The organism is Microbulbifer sp. 2205BS26-8, from assembly GCF_030731025.1.
Taxonomy (GTDB): Bacteria; Pseudomonadota; Gammaproteobacteria; order Pseudomonadales; family Cellvibrionaceae; genus Microbulbifer; species Microbulbifer spongiae.
In genome coordinates this window covers 1-18,572 of the sequence record NZ_JAVAMR010000059.1, presented here as the reverse complement: position 1 = coordinate 18,572, position 18,572 = coordinate 1, and the positions used below count along the sequence as shown (strand labels likewise).

28 protein-coding genes are annotated in these 18,572 nt (G+C 50.5%); 9 read left to right on the top strand and 19 right to left on the bottom strand.

Annotated elements, in window-relative coordinates; translation table 11 throughout:
* The 6 genes from Q5Y71_RS17665 to Q5Y71_RS14910 form a co-directional block, all read right to left on the bottom strand.
* A partial coding sequence (locus Q5Y71_RS17665; RefSeq protein WP_371877072.1) for an HNH endonuclease occupies window positions 1–375 on the bottom strand: 375 nt, incomplete at its 3' end.
* Window positions 359–586: a holin gene (locus Q5Y71_RS14930; RefSeq protein WP_306042904.1), complete on the bottom strand. Its 228-nt coding sequence runs from the start codon at window positions 584–586 to the stop codon at window positions 359–361. The genes Q5Y71_RS17665 and Q5Y71_RS14930, both read right to left, overlap by 17 nt.
* A complete protein-coding gene (locus Q5Y71_RS14925) occupies window positions 583–1,092 on the bottom strand; it encodes a hypothetical protein (protein ID WP_306042903.1) in 510 nt (169 codons plus the stop codon). The genes Q5Y71_RS14930 and Q5Y71_RS14925 overlap by 4 nt, the downstream gene beginning before the upstream one ends.
* 170 nt (window positions 1,093–1,262) lie before the next feature.
* Window positions 1,263–1,781, bottom strand: coding sequence for a hypothetical protein (locus tag Q5Y71_RS14920; RefSeq protein WP_306042902.1), 519 nt, complete (start codon window positions 1,779–1,781; stop codon window positions 1,263–1,265).
* The gene (locus tag Q5Y71_RS14915) at window positions 1,774–2,424 is read right to left on the bottom strand and encodes a hypothetical protein (protein ID WP_306042901.1); all 651 of its coding nucleotides are present in this window, start codon (window positions 2,422–2,424) and stop codon (window positions 1,774–1,776) included. Before Q5Y71_RS14915 ends, Q5Y71_RS14920 begins: the two co-directional genes overlap by 8 nt.
* A gap of 565 nt (window positions 2,425–2,989) precedes the next feature.
* On the bottom strand, window positions 2,990–3,559 hold the full coding sequence (locus tag Q5Y71_RS14910) for a hypothetical protein (protein ID WP_306042900.1): 570 nt from the start codon (window positions 3,557–3,559) through the stop codon (window positions 2,990–2,992).
* 575 nt (window positions 3,560–4,134) lie between these two features.
* Here Q5Y71_RS14910 and Q5Y71_RS14905 point away from each other — a divergent pair.
* A complete protein-coding gene (locus tag Q5Y71_RS14905; protein WP_306042899.1) occupies window positions 4,135–4,542 on the top strand; it encodes a hypothetical protein in 408 nt (135 codons plus the stop codon).
* Between the two features lie 468 nt (window positions 4,543–5,010).
* On the opposite strand, the gene Q5Y71_RS14900 is transcribed toward Q5Y71_RS14905, so the two are convergent.
* From Q5Y71_RS14900 to Q5Y71_RS14875, 6 genes are read right to left on the bottom strand one after another with little or no spacing between them, the layout of a single operon-like run.
* A complete protein-coding gene (locus Q5Y71_RS14900; RefSeq protein WP_306042898.1) occupies window positions 5,011–5,496 on the bottom strand; it encodes a hypothetical protein in 486 nt (161 codons plus the stop codon).
* A complete protein-coding gene (locus tag Q5Y71_RS14895; protein ID WP_306042897.1) occupies window positions 5,496–5,960 on the bottom strand; it encodes a hypothetical protein in 465 nt (154 codons plus the stop codon). Before Q5Y71_RS14895 ends, Q5Y71_RS14900 begins: the two co-directional genes overlap by 1 nt.
* A gap of 9 nt (window positions 5,961–5,969) precedes the next feature.
* Window positions 5,970–6,476, bottom strand: a complete 507-nt coding sequence (locus Q5Y71_RS14890) for a D-Ala-D-Ala carboxypeptidase family metallohydrolase (protein ID WP_306042896.1) — start codon at window positions 6,474–6,476, stop codon at window positions 5,970–5,972.
* Entirely contained in the window at window positions 6,473–6,910 is a 438-nt protein-coding gene (locus Q5Y71_RS14885; RefSeq protein WP_306042895.1) for a hypothetical protein, read from the bottom strand. The genes Q5Y71_RS14890 and Q5Y71_RS14885 overlap by 4 nt, the downstream gene beginning before the upstream one ends.
* A gap of 5 nt (window positions 6,911–6,915) precedes the next feature.
* Window positions 6,916–7,296 carry a hypothetical protein gene (locus Q5Y71_RS14880; protein ID WP_306042894.1) on the bottom strand — a complete coding sequence of 127 codons (381 nt, stop codon included), beginning with the start codon at window positions 7,294–7,296 and terminating at the stop codon, window positions 6,916–6,918.
* Window positions 7,247–8,251 (bottom strand): hypothetical protein, encoded by a 1,005-nt coding sequence (locus Q5Y71_RS14875; RefSeq protein ID WP_306042893.1) that lies wholly within the window; start codon window positions 8,249–8,251, stop codon window positions 7,247–7,249. The genes Q5Y71_RS14880 and Q5Y71_RS14875 overlap by 50 nt, the downstream gene beginning before the upstream one ends.
* A 157-nt stretch (window positions 8,252–8,408) precedes the next feature.
* On the opposite strand from Q5Y71_RS14875, the gene Q5Y71_RS14870 reads away from it, so the two are divergent.
* Complete coding sequence (locus tag Q5Y71_RS14870; protein WP_306042892.1) at window positions 8,409–8,708, top strand: hypothetical protein; 300 nt, start codon at window positions 8,409–8,411, stop codon at window positions 8,706–8,708.
* Window positions 8,709–8,754: 46 nt separating this feature from the next.
* On the opposite strand, the gene Q5Y71_RS14865 is transcribed toward Q5Y71_RS14870, so the two are convergent.
* Together Q5Y71_RS14865 and Q5Y71_RS14860 are read right to left on the bottom strand one after the other, a co-directional pair.
* Window positions 8,755–9,057 (bottom strand): hypothetical protein, encoded by a 303-nt coding sequence (locus Q5Y71_RS14865; RefSeq protein WP_306042891.1) that lies wholly within the window; start codon window positions 9,055–9,057, stop codon window positions 8,755–8,757.
* A gap of 31 nt (window positions 9,058–9,088) precedes the next feature.
* A complete protein-coding gene (locus Q5Y71_RS14860; protein WP_306042890.1) occupies window positions 9,089–9,343 on the bottom strand; it encodes a hypothetical protein in 255 nt (84 codons plus the stop codon).
* A 131-nt stretch (window positions 9,344–9,474) separates the two neighbouring features.
* On the opposite strand from Q5Y71_RS14860, the gene Q5Y71_RS14855 reads away from it, so the two are divergent.
* The 7 genes from Q5Y71_RS14855 (at window position 9,475) to Q5Y71_RS14825 (ending at window position 13,463) form a co-directional block, all read left to right on the top strand.
* Complete coding sequence (locus tag Q5Y71_RS14855; RefSeq protein ID WP_301413911.1) at window positions 9,475–9,924, top strand: hypothetical protein; 450 nt, start codon at window positions 9,475–9,477, stop codon at window positions 9,922–9,924.
* A gap of 841 nt (window positions 9,925–10,765) precedes the next feature.
* Entirely contained in the window at window positions 10,766–11,095 is a 330-nt protein-coding gene (locus tag Q5Y71_RS14850; protein ID WP_306042889.1) for a response regulator transcription factor, read from the top strand.
* A complete protein-coding gene (locus Q5Y71_RS14845) occupies window positions 11,092–11,427 on the top strand; it encodes a hypothetical protein (RefSeq protein ID WP_306042888.1) in 336 nt (111 codons plus the stop codon). The genes Q5Y71_RS14850 and Q5Y71_RS14845 overlap by 4 nt, the downstream gene beginning before the upstream one ends.
* A complete protein-coding gene (locus Q5Y71_RS14840; protein WP_306042887.1) occupies window positions 11,424–11,729 on the top strand; it encodes a DUF6378 domain-containing protein in 306 nt (101 codons plus the stop codon). The genes Q5Y71_RS14845 and Q5Y71_RS14840 overlap by 4 nt, the downstream gene beginning before the upstream one ends.
* Window positions 11,730–11,818: 89 nt before the next feature.
* Complete coding sequence (locus Q5Y71_RS14835; protein ID WP_306042886.1) at window positions 11,819–12,076, top strand: hypothetical protein; 258 nt, start codon at window positions 11,819–11,821, stop codon at window positions 12,074–12,076.
* Window positions 12,077–12,101: 25 nt separating this feature from the next.
* Window positions 12,102–12,329 (top strand): hypothetical protein, encoded by a 228-nt coding sequence (locus tag Q5Y71_RS14830; protein ID WP_306042876.1) that lies wholly within the window; start codon window positions 12,102–12,104, stop codon window positions 12,327–12,329.
* Window positions 12,330–12,737: 408 nt separating this feature from the next.
* Window positions 12,738–13,463, top strand: coding sequence for a phage antirepressor (locus Q5Y71_RS14825; protein ID WP_306042885.1), 726 nt, complete (start codon window positions 12,738–12,740; stop codon window positions 13,461–13,463).
* A 305-nt stretch (window positions 13,464–13,768) separates the two neighbouring features.
* Here Q5Y71_RS14825 and Q5Y71_RS14820 read toward each other — a convergent pair whose 3' ends face one another.
* From Q5Y71_RS14820 to acs, 5 genes are all read right to left on the bottom strand, one after another.
* Complete coding sequence (locus tag Q5Y71_RS14820; protein WP_306042883.1) at window positions 13,769–14,098, bottom strand: DUF5615 family PIN-like protein; 330 nt, start codon at window positions 14,096–14,098, stop codon at window positions 13,769–13,771.
* Window positions 14,099–14,317 carry a DUF433 domain-containing protein gene (locus Q5Y71_RS14815; RefSeq protein ID WP_306042882.1) on the bottom strand — a complete coding sequence of 73 codons (219 nt, stop codon included), beginning with the start codon at window positions 14,315–14,317 and terminating at the stop codon, window positions 14,099–14,101.
* A gap of 168 nt (window positions 14,318–14,485) precedes the next feature.
* The gene (locus tag Q5Y71_RS14810; RefSeq protein WP_306042881.1) at window positions 14,486–15,463 is read right to left on the bottom strand and encodes a site-specific integrase; all 978 of its coding nucleotides are present in this window, start codon (window positions 15,461–15,463) and stop codon (window positions 14,486–14,488) included.
* 187 nt (window positions 15,464–15,650) lie between these two features.
* The gene (locus tag Q5Y71_RS14805) at window positions 15,651–16,067 is read right to left on the bottom strand and encodes a hypothetical protein (protein ID WP_301415353.1); all 417 of its coding nucleotides are present in this window, start codon (window positions 16,065–16,067) and stop codon (window positions 15,651–15,653) included.
* Window positions 16,068–16,240: 173 nt separating this feature from the next.
* On the bottom strand, window positions 16,241–18,178 hold the full coding sequence (gene acs / locus Q5Y71_RS14800; protein ID WP_306042880.1) for an acetate--CoA ligase: 1,938 nt from the start codon (window positions 18,176–18,178) through the stop codon (window positions 16,241–16,243).
* Window positions 18,179–18,572: the final 394 nt, after the last annotated feature.

The window sequence follows — 18,572 nt, the reverse complement described above, 5'->3', positions numbered from 1 at the left end:
TGGCGAAGGGCTGTGGAGATTTGACCCACCCCTCCCTCTTGCGCCGCCACCTTCCTGCGCGGTCTTGGTCAGGTGACAGGCCTTGCACAGCAACTGAAGGTTGCCCATATCATCCGTGCCGCCCTGTGACTTGGGTTTGATGTGATCCACGTGGGTTCCAGCAACGGCCAGCCCCTTGAGCAAGCAATGCTGGCAAAGCCCTTTGTCCCGCCTGATCACCAGCCTGCGCAATTTCCTCCACGGTGCTCCATACCCGCGCTGGGTATCTGTGCCCTTCTGTCTTTGCCAGATTCCCCAACGGTTTTGAGCCTGGGGGCAGCAACCTGAATGAGCCCGCCTGCAACGCGCGCAATAACGCTTAGCCCTTGCTGGCATTACGCTGACCTTGCTGCTCTCTCGCCATCTTATGGCGCTGGTAGCTGTAGTACCAGTTCACTACAAAGGAAGCGATGGCCACCAAAGCACAGATAAAGCCAATGGGATTGTTGAGGAACAAGCTGTAGATACTGCCGATAGCGCCCACCGTTACTGTGGTGGCGTGGCCAGCCTTTTCCGCTAACTCTCGCACAAGATCATGAGTGGTCATGGCTTCACCATTGCCTGTGTCTTTTCTTTACTTCCTTGGCTGGAGCCAAACCAGAACTGCAAAATCATGGGAATGGCTCCGGTGATCACACCCAGCATCAGGGTGCCGGTCTTCTCAATAGCCGGGGTCAGGGTAATCTCACCGGAGAACAGGGCGAAGGTCAGGGCGAAGTAGCCACCGATAAACATGAAGGACAGTACCATCTGTGCCTTTAGGCCGCCCTTGATCCCCATGTGGCGGGCGCTCTTGCGGTCCTCTACTTCTAACCGGTAAACGTCAATATCCAGCTCGCGCATCTTGAGCTTGAACTGGCTATCGAGGCTGCGCAGCTCCATTAGCTGTTCGGGGCTCGCATGCAACACCAGCTCCGCAATATCCTGCTCTTGAGCATCGGTATCTCCCAGGAAGTGGTCAGCAAGGAACTTGACTGCCGTTCCCGCAACAGGACCACCGAGAGCAGCACCCATGGTCGGTGCCACGCTTTTAACTATCGCTTTCCAGTCCATTAGTAGCTCCAGGTTGTGAGACCTAGGAAATCACTTTCTCCAGGTGTAAAAAAACCGGCTCAGTGGCCGGTTTGGGTGGTTGGGTGTCTGGCAGAGACAACAATCGCAAGATAGCTGATTTATATTATCTAATCAGTGTATAACGTCCGTTTAAAATGCACCGCCATACATCATTTCTGAAACTCTTGCCAAGAAAATAAATCCAGTCCAGCTTTGCTAGTGGCTAGATACATTATTATTAAAACCGATAGAGGTATAATAATTAGAGCAATCTTAGTGAAAATTCCGTGATACATCTCTAACCCATACCTCTCCCAACTTTTTAAAGGCCTACCGGCATATAGCTTCTTTGAAGCTGTACTTGCAATCCAGTTTCCCAGTAATACATCAAAAATCTCCAATGGTACTACGACAAGTAATACTATATAGATTTTTTGACTTAGCCATGCTGCACCTAGTAAGTCATATTTGAAGGCCAAAAGGAAGCCTGTAGCCAAAAGAGTGATGAATGCTAAGTGCTCCAGAATAACCGTAAGATAAAACACACGGCTAACTCTTTCAGCTAATGAGTTCGGCTTATAAGAGCCATCCTCGACAGTTTTCAATACAAACCACGCCCCGAGCGGCGGCCCTAGCCAAAATACAAGAGCCCCAAGGTGCACTAATTTAATAATCCCATACTCACTCAACGCTTAACACCTTGTGAGCAAATATCAGCATCCAAGCGGTGCTGAGGACCATAGCTATTGCTGTAAAAATTTCCGCAGCTTTAACTGAGCCCATAGCAACGAAAAGAGATAGCATCAGTCCTAGTATCCAGGCAGTAACGCCCCATGCAGCTATCCACGACTTTAGCACGCCTTGGTTAATTGCAAGAATCGTTAGCAATAAGCCACCCAAGTTATATAGACCATTACCAAGATAGCCAGTCAGGTGCATCGCGATTATCTCAAGTATCTCAACAGCATTGCTATCAAGCTGCCTGCCTATGATCTCAGGAATTACAAACGCGTAGATTACTTCGGCAATTAAATCTGGGGCGATTCCCATACCGACCAGAGCTATACCGATCATTCGCAGAAAATTCTGGGTTAGCTCATCCGCTAAGATTGCGCAAAAGACAAATAAACCAATTGCCGAAAGCATCCAGGTAAACCAAGATAATGACCAGATCAGGCCATTATCGGCTATAAAAGCAATTCTTTCAGCGACAGTATTGTCCAACGGAAGCCCGCCTCTCATAGGTCCATTCATCAAGAAGCAAGCTAGTGTGATAATCACAACTATCACATGAATTGAATAAAACTTTATTAAATACAACCTCACATCCATTCAAAGTCCTTTATTTCTTAACATTTACATAGCGGTTGCCGTGGCCACTATTATCCTGATTATTGTCTCTAAATCAATTCTGCGAAAATTCTACACAATACCGTTTAAAATCATTTAGTTACACAAACATATCTTTCTCCAAGTAGAAAAACCGGCTCAGTGGCCGGTTTGGATGGTTGGGTGTCTGGTAGAGACAACTATCGTAACGAGCAACACAAAAGTGGAGTAAAGATTTAGACGTTGTCCTTCATTCATTTGATATGTTGCGGCAAGAGCAAGGTATCCTAATTTTTTTCAAGCGCAACATATTCTTACTTATTATGCGTTTTGGAGTTTTTTGGTTGGCTTATTTTTTTGTTTTTTATTTTACGTTTTTCAAGGCGTTCCAACTTTTCTTTGATGATTGAGAGTCGCTTTTTGTGATAGATTCGCTCACCCGGCATCATAATAAATACCCAAAGTATGAAGCAGAGGAATATGCCAACTAATGCGCCTGTTCCCCACATGATATCTACCTAGCTGACTCTAACCTTGTTTACACATAACGTCCTAATTGACGTATTTGTTAGGAATAATTTTCCTTTAAGTAGCCATATAGCCACTCTCTATCGACCTCTGAAGCACCAATGGCAATTTCTATACGCTCAGAATCCTTATCAATAGTAAGTCTATTATTGCTATCAGTTTCTCTCAGAGTCAGTGTTTTTAAATCAAAAGAAGAAAAATCTAAGCGCTTTCTCTTTGGAAATATGGAATTCCAGTATTCCTTTTGATTGTAGAAACCAAAATTAATCTTCAAGGGTGGGATACCAGTATCTAGCGACAAGGATGGATAGTTCAAAATAATTTTCTCAGGAATACTTTTTCTAAATACACGATAAATCATATATCCCGCAAAAATACCACCTATAGACCAGCCACCAAGCCACAGAACCAAAAAAGCCCCGCCGTTACCAGATACAATCTGGGCGAAGGCATCTGTGAAGCCTATGAACCACCCTCCCATCCAAAATAAAAGAAATGCCCCAATAAAATATCTCATAACGCTACCATTACCATGAGGCACAATGATAAGGTGATGATCGTTTATATTATCGACTTTGATTTTGCTCCCTCGAGGAGGTGAACTACTCATTTCTACTCCTAACATTCGTATAGTGATCACCGTGGCCACTATTATCCTGAATTACTGCTCCCGGAATCAATTCTGCGCCAGATATATAAAATTGTCATTGAAATCAATTAGTTATACAGGCATGATACAATCGTACAAAATAAAGCTACTTTCTCCAGGCGTAAAAAAACCGGCTCAGAGGCCGGTTTGTGGGGTTGGTACCTGGTAGAGACAACAATCGCAAGATAGCTGATTTATACCCCTAAAACGCAAAAGTGCCAAATCCGCGTAACCCCCAAACTTGCAATTAGTCGAATCCGATCCTGTCCAATTGAAGCACCCCTCTATCCGTGCAAATCTTCCCGATTCCTGACCATCTTCTTGTACTCCACTAAACCGCCCCAATAATCTGTCGGCTATCGCAATCAAAAATTCAACAAAACCCCAGGAGTGGGCGTATCAAACAGTGGAATGATTTTAAATATGGTGGAAAGACCTACGGTCTTGACCATCTCTCCTCGTTTAGGCATGAATATGTCCAGCCAGCGAAAGGGGGAAAACCTGCCAGAATATACCGGTTTGAGGTTGAGTTTAGTTTGCATTGCTTCACTCACGGGCCTCGCAAGGGTTGGGTATTAAGCGACTATGATCCCGCGCTACACTATCGGGATTCCCGAGAGACGCGCATTTTTTGCTTTAGGCGCCATGAACTGTCGCTGCGGCTACCCGATATCGCAAGATCGCTTGGCACGCAGCCCTGCTATCACACCGGACACGGCAATTACTTTCTTATTGAGTTGGTGGGGAAGGACGGAAAAAAGCTGGAGTATGAGGTGTATTTTCAGGTCAATTGCATGCAGAAAGGACTGCTGAAACTATTTATCCGAAGTGCCTTTGTTCGCGATGAAGACCGCCGCCAAGCGCAACCAAAAAAGCGTAAAATCTCCTTCTTTGTTATCGCTCACAATACTCAGATCGGAAAACTGATCAAAATGCAGAAATGAAAAACCCCACACAAGGCGGGGCTTTCTTAACTAGGCTCGCTTTATAACCGCTCTTGGGCGGGTAGCCACTGGGGCCGGAGGAACGCCTGACATCAAAAGATGCCATCCTGTATACACGTTACACTGTTAGTGTAAACTATTGATACTATTTTAACAACACTATTTTCTCCTACCCCTCAGGCAGTGGATCGGCGTTATCCAGTACCGTCACCCTGTTGAGGTCCGGGGTTTCTCCTGATTACCCCCCTCCCACTGCTCAGTGTTTCGATTAAAAAAACTGGTGTACTCTGCGCTGGATCAGCATCCGAAGACGCTGGCGAGTGCGGTAAATTTGTTGATAAGCGGCACGGCAGTTTTTGCAACGACTAGCGCGGCCACATCGTCTAGAACGTCGGGGGAATATTTCCGGTGCCTTCCACTGGCTGCAACCATTGCAATAGAACTGGCCCTGATCGTTGGTCTTGCGGGTCATGGGCCCACCCCCACGAAGCTACTCACCATGGCGCCGCTGTTGGTGATAGTGATCTCGCCGGAGTCCCAGCACTGGGCCAGGCGGCAGGCAGTGCGGTGCAGCTCATCCTCACCACACTCTTTAAGCACTGACGCATTGCGACACAGCTTCAGCAGGAAGGCTTGGGCATGGTTTCTTGCGGTGATGCGGCCCTCTAAAAACAAATGCAGTTGAGTAGTGATAATCAGCAACAGAAAGCGGGCGCTGTGGGCTTCGGGGCTGATGCCCAGGGCGCTGCTATCCGCCTCACTGTGGCAGCGATAGCAGAGGTGTGCAGCCATAGCATCGTGTGGCTTGATTCCCCTGCCCTTGCCGTAGCTGAGGCTCCGTGGCCCTTGGTAGTGAGCCGCCACGGTGGTGATCTCATTATTGCCGCACTGGACACAATTACGGCCTTTGGCCAGTGCCAGGAGTTTGGGGATGCGGGTGGGTTTCAGATCCATTACGTCTCCCTGAGTATCTGCGGTCCAAACAGTAAGCCTGCAAGAAAGATCCGGGCTCGGTGTAACCGGGTTTGGTAGGTGCGCAGGCTGATTTTCAGGCATCGGGCGCGGGATCGTTGTTCACTGAGGCCCTCATGCAGCAATAGGCTGCGTGCTTCCACTTTCAGCACCTCGTAGAGCTTTGGGGTCTCCCGTTTGATGATCGTCATGGCCTCCTCTACCGGCGCTGCCAACTCCTCGTTGATACCCTGGCCGCACACCCGGTGAGAGCGTGTAGCAGTGCCTTGTGCTGTGTACTGCTTCTGGCGCAACCGGGAGCTGCGACGGGCGGCATGGACCTCAATAGCGCACAGCACACTGCTGCTACCACTCACCCCACCCAAATCCAGTGCCACAGAGCCCCATAAGTACAGCTTGTCTTCCAGGGCTTCCACAAGGCACGGGTTGATACGCTCTCCATCCATGCGCCCTCCTCAGTAGGTCCAGATCCAAGGGCGCTTGCGGCCGGGAGCATCGGTGTTGCCGCCGATATGAATAAAGCGTTTATGGTGTGGACCACGCTGGTTGGGGCAAATAGCGGTGAAGGGCTGCGGCAGTTCCTTTTGGGTGTGCAACCAGTTGTAAACGTGCAGGGCCTGCATCAGGTAGTGGGCATCCTTGCCATACACCCCCACATCCACTGCTACACCACAGGGGTGATCACCGAGGATGTGCGACCTGCCTTCCTGCATAGCGCGTTTAGCCTTGCTCGCCTCTATCGGGTGGTGGGTACAGCGGTAACCGCTGGTCACTGGCATAGGGCGGCAATACACCCGCTCGCGTACCCGATTCAGGTGGGACAGAAACCACTCCTTCACATTGGAGGCACACCCCCTCGCGCCTTCACCATTGTTGCGCTCTTCTTCACAGTCGGCGCAACGACACTGCAACTCCTGAACGGTGAAATAGTTTTTACTGGCTGGTGTAGTGATATCGATCATTGGGCACCCCCAAAGCGGCTTGAAAATTCATAGTTGTCTTCCAGCACCTCCGCAATCAGTACTCGGGTGTAACCCTGGCCGCGTTTGGCCGGCGCCTGGGTGACTCGACGCTTAACCACGCACTGGTTGTTGTCGTTCTCGATCAGGCCCAGGCCGTGGGGATTGGTCCGGCTGGGCTTCTCCAGCACATCGATCAGCAGCTTTGTGCCACCCTGCAGGTTGTCATCGTCCAGTTCACCGGCAGAACCGCGCTCAATCTCGATATACACCTGTGCCAGGGGTTCATTGGGGCGGCGTTGACCGCTACTCACCAGGGCTGCCGCTACTTCCATGGCCAGCTGCTTTTTCACCGCCCTGCGCTTTCTCCAGTGCATCCGCAACAACTGGTTGTTGGATGGCGTGGCCTGGGGCAAGGTGAATTCCAGAGTGCGCATTCGATTTACTCTGCCGCTTCCGTAAACAGGGATTTCAGGCTGTCCAGAGTCTGGCGTCCAACGACCTTTGAGCGTTCCTGTGCAGCCTTATCTGGCAGTTTCGGGGGCTCAAACTTCCGGTACATTTGCGATCCTGGGGTCGGTTGGCACATACCAGCAAACTCCGCATAGTTGGGTGGCCAGCTGTCGATCTCACCCTGCCGCGCAGCTTCCTGGTTTCTCTGCTCAACGTATTTCATCCCTCGGTGCCATGCGATTTCACTCAGCCCTCGGGTTTTCTTTGCCCACAGCATGAAATCCTCGCTGTAGCGTCCCGCAGCCTTGTCGGCTTTGGAGTCATACAGGGCATGTTGGGACGACCACTTGTGGCCGTACAGCTGATTCATGCGCTTCCACAGGGCCAGCAGCAGCTTCTCGTGCCGAGGCTCTAGCGAACGCGGCGTTGATTTCTGCGTGCTCCTGCTGGAGGCGGTTGCCAGGACCTGAGTTACGGTTTTCATGGGGCTTTCCTTGCTTGGGGAGCGGGTATTCGTCCTGCCAGTGCAGGTCAGGACCGAAGAAGGTTTTGGCCTGTTTCACATACCGGGTGCCGGCGTCACCAGTCGCCTCGCAGTAGCTGGCGTAACGCACCAAACCGGCCCGGATGGGTTCAAACGGGAATTGTTTTCTCAGCGTGCGATATGCCCTCAGCGCTCCGACCTTGGGATTGCCACCGGCTCGCTTTGGATAAATCTCCCAGAGTTGAGCAAATTCCTGCTCGATGGGATCGGGTTGATCAGGAGGCGGTTCACTCGACAGATCGCCAGTGTTTGTATTCTGATCTTGGTTTACTGATAGATTGGTATACTGATACGTCGGATTTTTTTCCGAGGTTGCTCGGATATTTTTCCGAGGTGATTCGGATTTTTTTCCGAGTTCGCTCGGATTTTTTTCCGACCCCCGGATATTTTTCCGAAGTGGCTCGGATATCTTCCCGAGATTACTCGGATTTTTTTCCGACCTTCGGATATTTTTCCGAGGTGCCTCGGATTTTTTTCCGACCTCAGCCTTGTTCCACTGAAGCCCCTTTTCCGTCACCCGGTAGTGATCACCACCATTGATTACTTTTCGCTCAATCAAGTCCTTACGGATCAGCTGTGTACCTAACCGGTAAATGGTGTCTCTCTTGTCAGAGAGAATGGGCAATTCATTAACTATCTTGCCCTTGCTGAGATACCAGTAGTCACCCTGTTTGTCTGCCCAATGAGCAGCATTCAGGATGAAAGAGAACAAAGTGGCCTGCTGAAGGTTCAGCTCCCACTCAATGCTCCTGGCCTGGTTAATGGAAAGCGTTAATTCCACACTTGCCTCCGTCCGCTTCTGCGGCTGCTTTGTGGTCTTGATGGTTCCGGTACATCAAAAAGCTGCCGAACTCTCCCGGCTGTCACACCACTCCCCAGGTGACGGGTTTCCCGGTACACTGCAAGCTTCCACACCAGCAGCTAACAAGGAATTAGTTATGTTCGATCTAAAGTTCAGCGAAAGCATTCTCTATAAAACTCACAAAATTCGCCTTGAACGTAATCCGTCTGAAATTATTCAAATAGAGGTTCACGAAGCACTCCAACTTGGCGACTCAAGCAGCAAGCCTAAGTTCTTTGCACGCATCATCGACGCACTAGGATTTCCAAGCAAAAAGTTCATAGCTAGCGGAAATAGCCTTGAGGAAGCAGTTAACGGCATACTTCCCGAGGCCGAATCATTACCTATGGACGTTTTGTGCCCTCCATTGAAATCAGCGGCTCATCTAGCTCAGTAAGGCTTCTCAGGCGCTGCCAAACAGCTCATCAAGCAGCGCCCTCGCCCTACTCAGACTTGAGGAACCTCACAACTTCTGACAGCTTTACCCAGGCCCTCAAAAGCTCAGTTTTGTGTTTGCTGAAGGCCGTATTTTGCGGATCACTTTCCTCCGCCTGGTGCAGCGCTTGCCGGGCCTCACCAACCTTTTTGATTGCGATCTGAAGGTTGGAAACCACGCTCTCTTCGGGCTGGATTAGAACTGTGTCCCGGCTCTTGATCAGTGCTGCGAGGCTGTCCGCCACCAGCGCTGCGCCCTGCTCCGTTTTGAGGAATTCCGCGACTTCACTGTGTATGCTTTGCTTGTCCACCCCTCTCTCCTGTATGAATGACCATGGTTGGCTATTGATTAACCAAATCCTCCCTTGCCTCCATACTGTTGTTGGTGGCAGCTTCAGGTCCCTCGCCCCAGATGTCTGGGCGGCAATCTGCCAAAGGAATGCCTGTTTCAACGGATAACTTGCGAGCAAGCTTGTGGCCGGGTCGACCATTTCCGTAAGCAATCCGGGAAAGGTAGGCGCCAGAGGTATCCACTTTCTTGGCGAGCTTTTCCCTCTCCTGCAGGGACAGGGATCGGATGTGATGGTTGAGATTCATACAATAACTATATTTAAAAGGTATAGTTATGGTCAAGAAGGTTTAGCTGATTATCTAAAAAATGGCACAAAACTGAACTTTTAAGGGTCATTAACGGTTGGTAAAGGTTTGGTAAGCTGACACAAACACAGATGGCCAATGTAACAATGGATATTAATGAGATAAGGCGGGCGAACATGCGGCGGCTTGCTGCTGACTATAAGAACAGGCGGGCGTTTGCCGATGCTCTTGGTCGTTCTGAACAACAGCTCTATCAACTGATCGGTAAAAATGCCACTAAGTCTATCGGTAACCGTATTGCCCGAGATGTAGAACAGAAGTTGACGCTCAAAGAGTACAGCCTGGATGTATCGATGGAGCCGGCAGAAAACCAGCCATCAATTACTCCTGACGGCATTGATCTGGAACTATTAGAGAGCTGTATTGAAGCAGTTGAAAGCGCCATTGAAAGCCAAGGATTGCAGGGAATGCCGGCGGGAAAGAAGGCGCAGGCAGTAGCTGTAGCATACAGTGCCGCTCTTGCCAGTAGTAAAAACCAAGTTGCGCCTGTTAATTTTATCGTCAGGACGCTTTCACGGTGACAGCAGTAATCCCTTTTTAACTGATTTCATTACATAGACTTTGAGTACAAGCATACTCTTCGTAAATCTATCTATTAGCCTAAGTATATATATAGCAACCTCACGAGATTTAGCCCTATTTCAATACGTGGTGCCAGCAGGAGTTATCTACATTTCCCCAAACCTCGGGGCACTGGGTTCTCTTTTTACATTTCCGGCATTGGAATGGGAGTACAGATAGAACCGCGTTATCAGCTATCTTCTGGAGCCGGGATACCTCTTGGCTCTTTTCCTTGTCTTTAGTTAGGCATACCAGTTCCATAAACCACACCTCCTGTGGGTCAAACTTAGTACATCACACTAAACTAGAATTGCCTCTTTATATAGCGTTTTTGAGTGAATGAATTCTTATCAACTCTGTAAATTTTGTAGAGAATATACTCCCCACTCTACAAATTTTACTGACATGCTCAATTAGTTCAGACGAACGGTCAAAGTGATTCATCGAACGAACGAATGAGTTTATATTTGAATTTGTTGTCGATTCTTAGCATTTGACACCTCCATTTGACATCAAATTAGCTCAAACGATCTTTGCCACCCCCAGATGCACTCCTGCTAAAGACCCTCACACTCTCCTCAGATCCCTTTCCAAGGAGCGTACGCCAGCAACCCATTAATATCAGAGGAAATCACCGCCTTTTTATTAAAAACTATACCTTTTTAGTTTCATCTTGTGAATCTATTAAGTATAGTTATGTTGAAGCATGAAGGTTAAGAAAAGCTACAGCGTTGATGAGAAGTGGCCATGAGCACCACCAGCTCAAACACTGCCCCATAGCCTTACAAAGGAAGCCATGTAATGGAGTACAGAAAACTGGCCCCCCGCCAGGCTGAAGCGCTGACACACCGCGCTCGCGGGCTTAGCAATGCTGAAACCGCCGCCGCTATGCAATGCTCTATCGCCAATGTCGCCAACCTCCTCAGCGAATGCTTCTTTAAATTGCACGCCCGTAACAGTACCGATGCCGTCGCTAAAGCCATTAAACACGGCCTGATCCAGTTCACTCTCGTCGCTTCAATCATTAGCGGTACTGGCACCGATACCCAGGAGCAACTCCGTACCCGTTTCCAGCGCAAACCCACCATTAAAACTATTCGCATACGTAACCAGGGAGGGAGCACCGTATGAAAGACATCGAATTTATACCAGTTCCAATCAATGCGACATGGGTGTCACCCGGCAGGGATGTGATCGGCAAGGAAAACATTGTGCTGCAGGGCAATATTCTCGGAGAGATGATCTGCCGCGAAAACTTCGACGAGCCGGCAGACTATCACGCTTGCTTAAACATCAACCCAGACGGTGTCCTGAGCCCTGCTTCAGGCCTGGCACAGGGCCACGGCGCAAACCGTGCAGAAGCTATTAAAGACGCCCTCATCAAAAGCCGGGAAGCGGCAACGGATTACCTCGCATCCCTCGATCACCTCGCACAGCAAATCAATGGGAGCGAAGCCGCGTGAGCTCTGAAACGGTTTCACCACCGGACTACAGCGCCCACGCCTTCCTGAAAAAAGCCGCTCAGCATATGCGCGACCGCGCTGAACAACGTGATGCGGGGAATGGCGAGCGCTCCATGGCCAAAACCATTACCGCATTCAATGCCCTACATGGAACCGAGCTTACCGAAGAACAGGGATGGCTGTTTATGGTGCTACTGAAGCAGTCCCGTGCAAGCTGCGGGGTGTTTGTACCAGACGACTACGAAGACGGTGCAGCGTACTTTGCCTTGGCCGGTGAAGCCGCAGCAAAAAACAGGAGATAAAGAATTTCCACCGCGCCCCTGGCGCATTCAGTCAGTTGTACCCCCACTGTTTGGGCCGCAGGTACTGGGCCCCTTTTTAGGGATTAACCATGGACATTTCAGCATTACAGCTCAACAAAAAAGCCACCGCGATAATAGGTGAAGTGCAGCGGTTTATATCTGAATTTCAACTCCGTAAAAATACCCTCCCTTCAAGAGTAGCTTTATATCCTGGCAAATATGCCGACCTTGAGAAGGCGGTGGTTTCTGAGCTTATCAAGAAAAATACAGGCAGTGACTCAAAGAAAGAAGTACGGGCCCCAAAAGTAATAACAATTCAGGGTATACCAATACACCCTCACTCTTAACTATTAATAAAGTCTGGAGAAACTAATGAATAGATACGCACTTTTTTGCGGCACATATAACTTACTGATGGGCGGGGTAAAAGATTTTCTGGAGTCACTCGAAACCAAGGAGGAAGCAAAGGAAAAGGCAGAGCAAATAGCCAAAGACCCCTTTGTAGATTGGGTGCAAATCTTTGATAAAAAGACCGACGCTACAACTATTTACAAAGTCATCGATGGCAAGTTGGTGGAATGTGAGGCTGGCACCCAATAAAAGCAGGTAGCCCAGATGAACAAATGGAAAATTCCAGTCCTATGGTGGCTCGTACCCTAGTACAAGTGAATTGTGGTGTGACCATTCGTGAGCAAGTGGCGGCATAGCGTAAAGGGGGAATAGTGGAACTATCGGTTTTTTCCTTGTCTTGCCTGCTAATCGTTTGGATATGTTCATTAAGTGCCTCTCTGAGATTGATGGGCACTAATTTATCTTTTCCGGCAACGTTAATGGCGGTGTTTGGCGGGCCTCTTTTCTTGGTGGTCCTCCGCCTAGTGTGGTGGCGTAACGAGGATACGAAGAAAGAGAATCAGAGAAGATTTCAAGAACTGCATCGATAAAAACTGTGAGTGGGAAGTTGAGATTTGAGTAAGAGAAGCCTCTTAAGGAACGGCAAGGAGAGAAACGATGACCGACATCATTCCCTTTAACTTTCATCAAAACCGAGTGCGGACAGTCAAGCGCGAAGACGAACCCTACTTTGTTGGTAAGGATGTGGCTGAGGCATTGGGATACTCCAAGCCCCGCAACGCAATTGCGGCGCACTGCAAGGGAGCCCTAAAACAGGGCCTCCTTACTGAAGGTGGCATTCAGGAAGTCGTCATCATCCCCGAACGCGATGTCTACCGCCTGATCATGCGCTCCAAGCTCCCAGAGGCCGAAGCCTTCGAGGAATGGGTTGTTGGCCATGTCCTGCCCAGTATCCGCAAAACCGGTAGCTACACCACCAAACCCCAGGACCTGAGCCGTATGGACATCCTCAAGATAGCCATGGACTCTGAACAGGAGCGCTTGCGCCTGGAGGGGGAGGTAGCCGAGCTGAAACCCAAGGTGGACGCCTACGACCGAATCGCCACCAGTGACGGCTCCCTCTGTATCACCAGTGCAGCCAAAGATTTGCAGACGCGCCCCAAAGACCTGTTTGCCTGGCTCCAGTCCCACCGATGGATTTATCGGCGCCCAGGTGGCCGCTGGACGGCATATCAGCACCGCATCCAATCTGGTCACCTGGAACACAAGGTAAACGCCGTAGAACGCCCAGACGGCAGCGAAAAGATAGTAGAGCAAGTGCTGGTGACCCCTAAGGGCTTGGTCAAGTTGGCTGCTGCCTTTGAAGTCGCTGAGGCAGGTTGATAGATAGGTGCGGTTTCTGCCGCGCCGCAGTTTATTGGAAGGAACGATGAGCGAAGTTGAAAAAATCGTAGATACAATCACTGCCGCGCTTAGGGGTGCGCATACTCGACTTTGGACCAGCGAAGATATTGCGGCTTATTTGAGCTGTAGTGAGTCAACCGTTTTCAGAATATCAGCAAAGCCTGGATTCCCACAACCAGTGAAGATTGCTGGTATTGGGGGGCGTCGATGGGTTTCTGAGGAAGTACGGGACTGGGCCAAGAGGCAGCGGCCTTCAAGGAAATCTGGGCCTGGCCGCCCGCGAGTCATATGACCAAGAAAGGCCGCCTTTCATTGTCTAGAAAAGCAGCGATTTCTGCCTGTCGGTTTCTCAACTGCTTCTCTATCGCAGCTATCCTGCAATTGCCAAGGGTAAGAATGATGATTTTAGGCGGGTGGCCAAATCGGCGTTGCAAGTCCTTCATATCCTCGCCATCCTTGGTGACAATTGTCAAATTGTTCTCGGTGGCGTATTTCCAAACGTCCGGGTCTTTTTTCCCTAGCAGGCCAGCAGTCCTTGCCGCAATGATACCAGGATAAATATCATTTAATCTGGGGGCCAGCCTGTAGGAAAGGTTCTCATCCAGGAGAAGCACTTATGCAGCCCTCCCCTTGCGTTGCTGAGCTGCTGCGTAGCTCAGTGCAGCCCTTATTTTGGTTGAGTTGAGGTCAGGATAGTCATCAATGATTTCGTTAAACGACATCCCGTCACCCAACATATCCAAAATATCTGCCACCGCAATCCTTGTACCCTTGATACACGCTTTGCCCCCTCTTCTTTGGGGATCTACCTCAATATAAGGCTGGTATTCCAACTTGCACCTCCATAGGCTTTTCACTAAACAGCAAAAACACCAAGCAATTCACAGTCATAGCTACAACCATGTGCAGGATGCTATATAGAGCCCGAGTAACGGTCAAGCAATGCCTCTATTCCCTGGGTAATCACTACACAAAGCCTGTATCCACACCCATATGACCGCCTAGTCTAAACGTGAGGCAATTTCAGTAGCTGTCGCATTGTAGTAGATCATCAATGAGCGCGGGTCACGGTGTCCCACCATACGTGCCAGGTCAAGCACGTCCAGCTTCCTCGCCAGCCGGGTAAGAGCCTCATGTCGGGTATCATGAAAGCGCAGGTCCTCAATCTTGGCATCAATACGAGCATGCCTAAACAGACCACTTGCTGCATCTCGCCCAACCTGCAAAAAGCTTCCAGACCGATCCATTACCATTCTGAATAGCTCTACTGCTCGCTGAGATAGGGGTATATGCCTTTTGTCCCCGTTTTTAGAAATTTGCACAGTGACATAGCGCCCCTCTAAGTCCAGATCTTCACGATTCAACGCCAATATCTCCCCTAACCGCATTGCTGTTTCCAAAGCCACCAGAAACGCCCATGCGACCTCCTGGCGGCGAGTTTGAGGCGCCGCCTCTTGCCAACCTAAGCCTGCACAGATTTGACCAACCTCTTGCTCACTGATACGTCGGTCACGTGGTCGCGGGTTGCGCGGACGCTCCAGCCCCCGGATTGGATGGTGATCAAGGAGGTGCCATTCTCGTAACGCGTAACGACATACCGCGCCCAAGAGGTTAATTTCCCGATTTACGGAGCCCGGTGAGATTGCGGTTAGGCGGCGGTCCCGAAATTCCGCGAAATGCTGAGTTTTGAGTTCATCCAATAAGATTTGAGAAATCGGATCTGATAAAAGGCTATTAATCCGTAACTGCTCCCACCTTGCCCCAGCTCTACCGGGAGAAACTACCTCGGCAAAACGCCTCATCAGATCACCAAAAGTACCCGCATTGGGCTTTCCATAGGTTCCTTGCCGGATCTGATACTCTATATCATGAGCCCACTCCTGAGCCTGCCTCTTTGAATCAAAGGTTGCACTTGCGGACTGCCCTCTTAGCCTGACTTGGGCGCGCCACGTTTTTCCGCGCCGAACGATTGTAGCCACGTTTTCTTTTCTCTGGTGCAAATTTGGTGCACTATTTTGCTACCAACTGCATGTGGCTGACAATCACAGAGGGAAAGTTGATTTAAAAATCCCTTTTAAATCAGTAAATTGATAATGGCTGACTCTCGTGGAGAATACTGGCGAATCTTATAGAATGTCCCTGTGGTGGACAAGTTTTCTCGATCCTTCAGGGAGCGATATACCAGTGGTGCAGACCATAGGTAGCAACACTCAGGCCGAAAAGCAGCTGACCGACCAGGAGGATGCGAAAGGCAAAAGTGTAGCGGGCCACATCTCCCCTGCGCACTGCATCGTTGGAAAAAATCCTGGCCTCTTCGGGATATTCCTGCTCCAGTCTTTTTAATGCAGGCACGGCAAGCTTGAGCAGCTGCCTGCTGCGTATATCCATCAACCAGAATACTGTCACCACAATAATAACCAGCCCTCCCAACAGGGCCAGAATCAAAGGGTGAAAATTTTTTTCCACTGCGGTAAAAATTCCACCCTCTACAAACATGGTCAAGACAACAAAAAAGTTGAACACCTTCAAGCGCTGGTTTGCCGCGAAACGGTAGTGTTCACAAAGGTACTGTCCCTGGTCCAAGCTGTTTCTTCCTTATTGCGAAGCACTTATCCGGATTGCGCCGGGCTTGCTTCTGGGGTGTGCAATTCTCCAGCGCATTTTCCCCATGCGTGAATAACAGATTTTCGCACCCTGTGACCGGCGCGAAGACCGGGCGGAGCCGGCCTTCTCTGCTGGCCGTGTGACAGGCAGGGTCAGCGATTTTCTCGATGCGCGATCAACTCGTCAACGACCGAGGGATCCGCAAGTGTGGAAGTATCCCCCAGGCTATCGAGCGCATTGCAGGCAATCTTGCGCAAAATACGCCGCATAATCTTGCCCGAGCGTGTCTTGGGCAGGTCCGGCGCCCATTGGATAATGTCGGGCTTGGCGATAGGGCCTATCTCCGTAGCGCACAGGTCAATCAGTGCCCGTCGCAGGGCTTCACTGGGGGCGTGTCCCGATTTCAAGGTGACAAACGCATAGATACCCTGCCCTTTTACAGGGTGAGGATAACCCACCACCGCCGCTTCGGCAGTATCCTCGTGCAGCACTAGTGCGCTTTCCACTTCCGCCGTGCCGAGCCTGTGGCCGGAAACATTCAGCACATCATCGATACGCCCGGTAATCCAGTAGTAACCATCCCCGTCTCGGCGCGCTCCGTCACCGGTAAAATAATAACCGGGATAGGTGGAGAAATAGGTATCAATCATGCGCTGGCGATCACCGTAAATACCGCGAATCATCGAGGGCCAGCTGCGTTTGATAACCAGCGAGCCCTCGCCCTGTCCCTCGATCTCTTTGCCATCGCCATCCAGCAGGGCGGGCTGGACACCGAAAAAGGGCCTGGCAGCGGAACCGGGCTTGAGCGCCATGGCGCCTGGCAGCGGAGAAATCATATGGGCACCGGTTTCCGTTTGCCACCAGGTATCCACAATTGGACAGCGCGCGTCACCGACCACCGTGTAATACCACTCCCAGGCCTCCGGATTGATGGGCTCACCCACGGTACCCAGCAGCCGGAGAGAACTGCGGTCTGTCTTCGTGACAAAGTCGTCACCAGCGCCCATCAGGGCACGAATGGCCGTAGGCGCCGTATAAAATGCATTGACCTTGTGCTTATCCACAACCTGCCAGAACCGCGAGGCATCCGGGTAAGTGGGCACGCCCTCAAACATCAGGGTGGAGGCACCAGCACAGAGCGGTCCGTAGACGATGTAGCTATGGCCGGTAATCCAACCGACATCGGCCGTACACCAGAAAACCTCCCCCTCTTTGTAATCGAACACATATTTGAAGGTCATGGTAGCCATCAGCAGATATCCGGCTGTTGTGTGCATCACGCCCTTGGGTTTGCCGGTGGAACCTGAGGTATAGAGGATAAACAGCGGGTCTTCGGCATGCACAATTTCCGGCGCGCACTCGCTGTCCATTCCGGCAACGGACTCCGCATACCAGATATCGCGCTTGCTGTCCCAGTCCACCGGGACACCGGTGCGTTTCACAACGATCACCCTGCGCACCTCGGGGCAATCGGTCAGGGCGCGATCCACATTGACCTTGAGGGGAATGTGTTTCCCCCCCCGGACCCCTTCATCCGCCGTTATCACCAGACGGCAATCGGCATCCAGAATACGGTCTTTCAGAGAAGCCGGCGAGAAACCGCCAAACACCACAGAGTGCACCGCACCGATACGGGCACAGGCGAGCATCGCATAGGCGGCCTCCGGGATCATCGGCATATAGATACAGACGCGGTCACCCTTCTTAACCCCCTGCGCCTTCAGCAGGTTGGCCAGCCGGCACACCTTTTCGTACAGGGTGCGATAGCTGATCGCTTGGTTATCCGCCGGATCGTCCCCCTCCCACAGGATTGCTGTCTGGTCCGCGCGGTTGGCCAGGTGTCGGTCAATGCAATTGACAGTGACGTTCAGGGCTCCATCCGCAAACCAGGCGGTATCGCCGCGTGACAAATCCTCATGGAATACCCGGGTAAAGGGCTGGTCCCAATGCAGGAAATCCTTGGCCTGCTGGGCCCAGAAAGCCTCCGGATTCTCCACCGACTGACGGTACATCCTCTCATAGTCATCGGCACCAATAAGCGCATTTTCAATAAATGCTGCGGGTATGGGACGGGTGTGGACTTCTGACATTATCTTCTCCTTTATTATGGGCGCGGCGCTTGTTGTGTCGGTGAGCCTGAATTTTACAGAATCTTTTTCATCTCTCTTGATAGTATTACAGCCCTAAAGTCATCACCTTTACATGACCCGAAACCTATGGGCACAGTATCCATTATATGGCGAGTGTAAGTCCTGGCAGGCTGTCCGGCAAGCGATGCCAGGTCTTTAGCACGCCTGGAGTAATTATGCTTGAAGTATTCCAATCACCGCGATTTAGAATCAAGAAATGTTGAATAAACCCGGCTGTAACTTATTGGGAAATTCTGGTTTTTGTGTAGTAAATACCAGGACGGAAAAAACCGGGCATAGTCAGCGAGAGTGTAAATTAAATTGTGTAACTGCTCATGCCTCCGTACTCTGAACT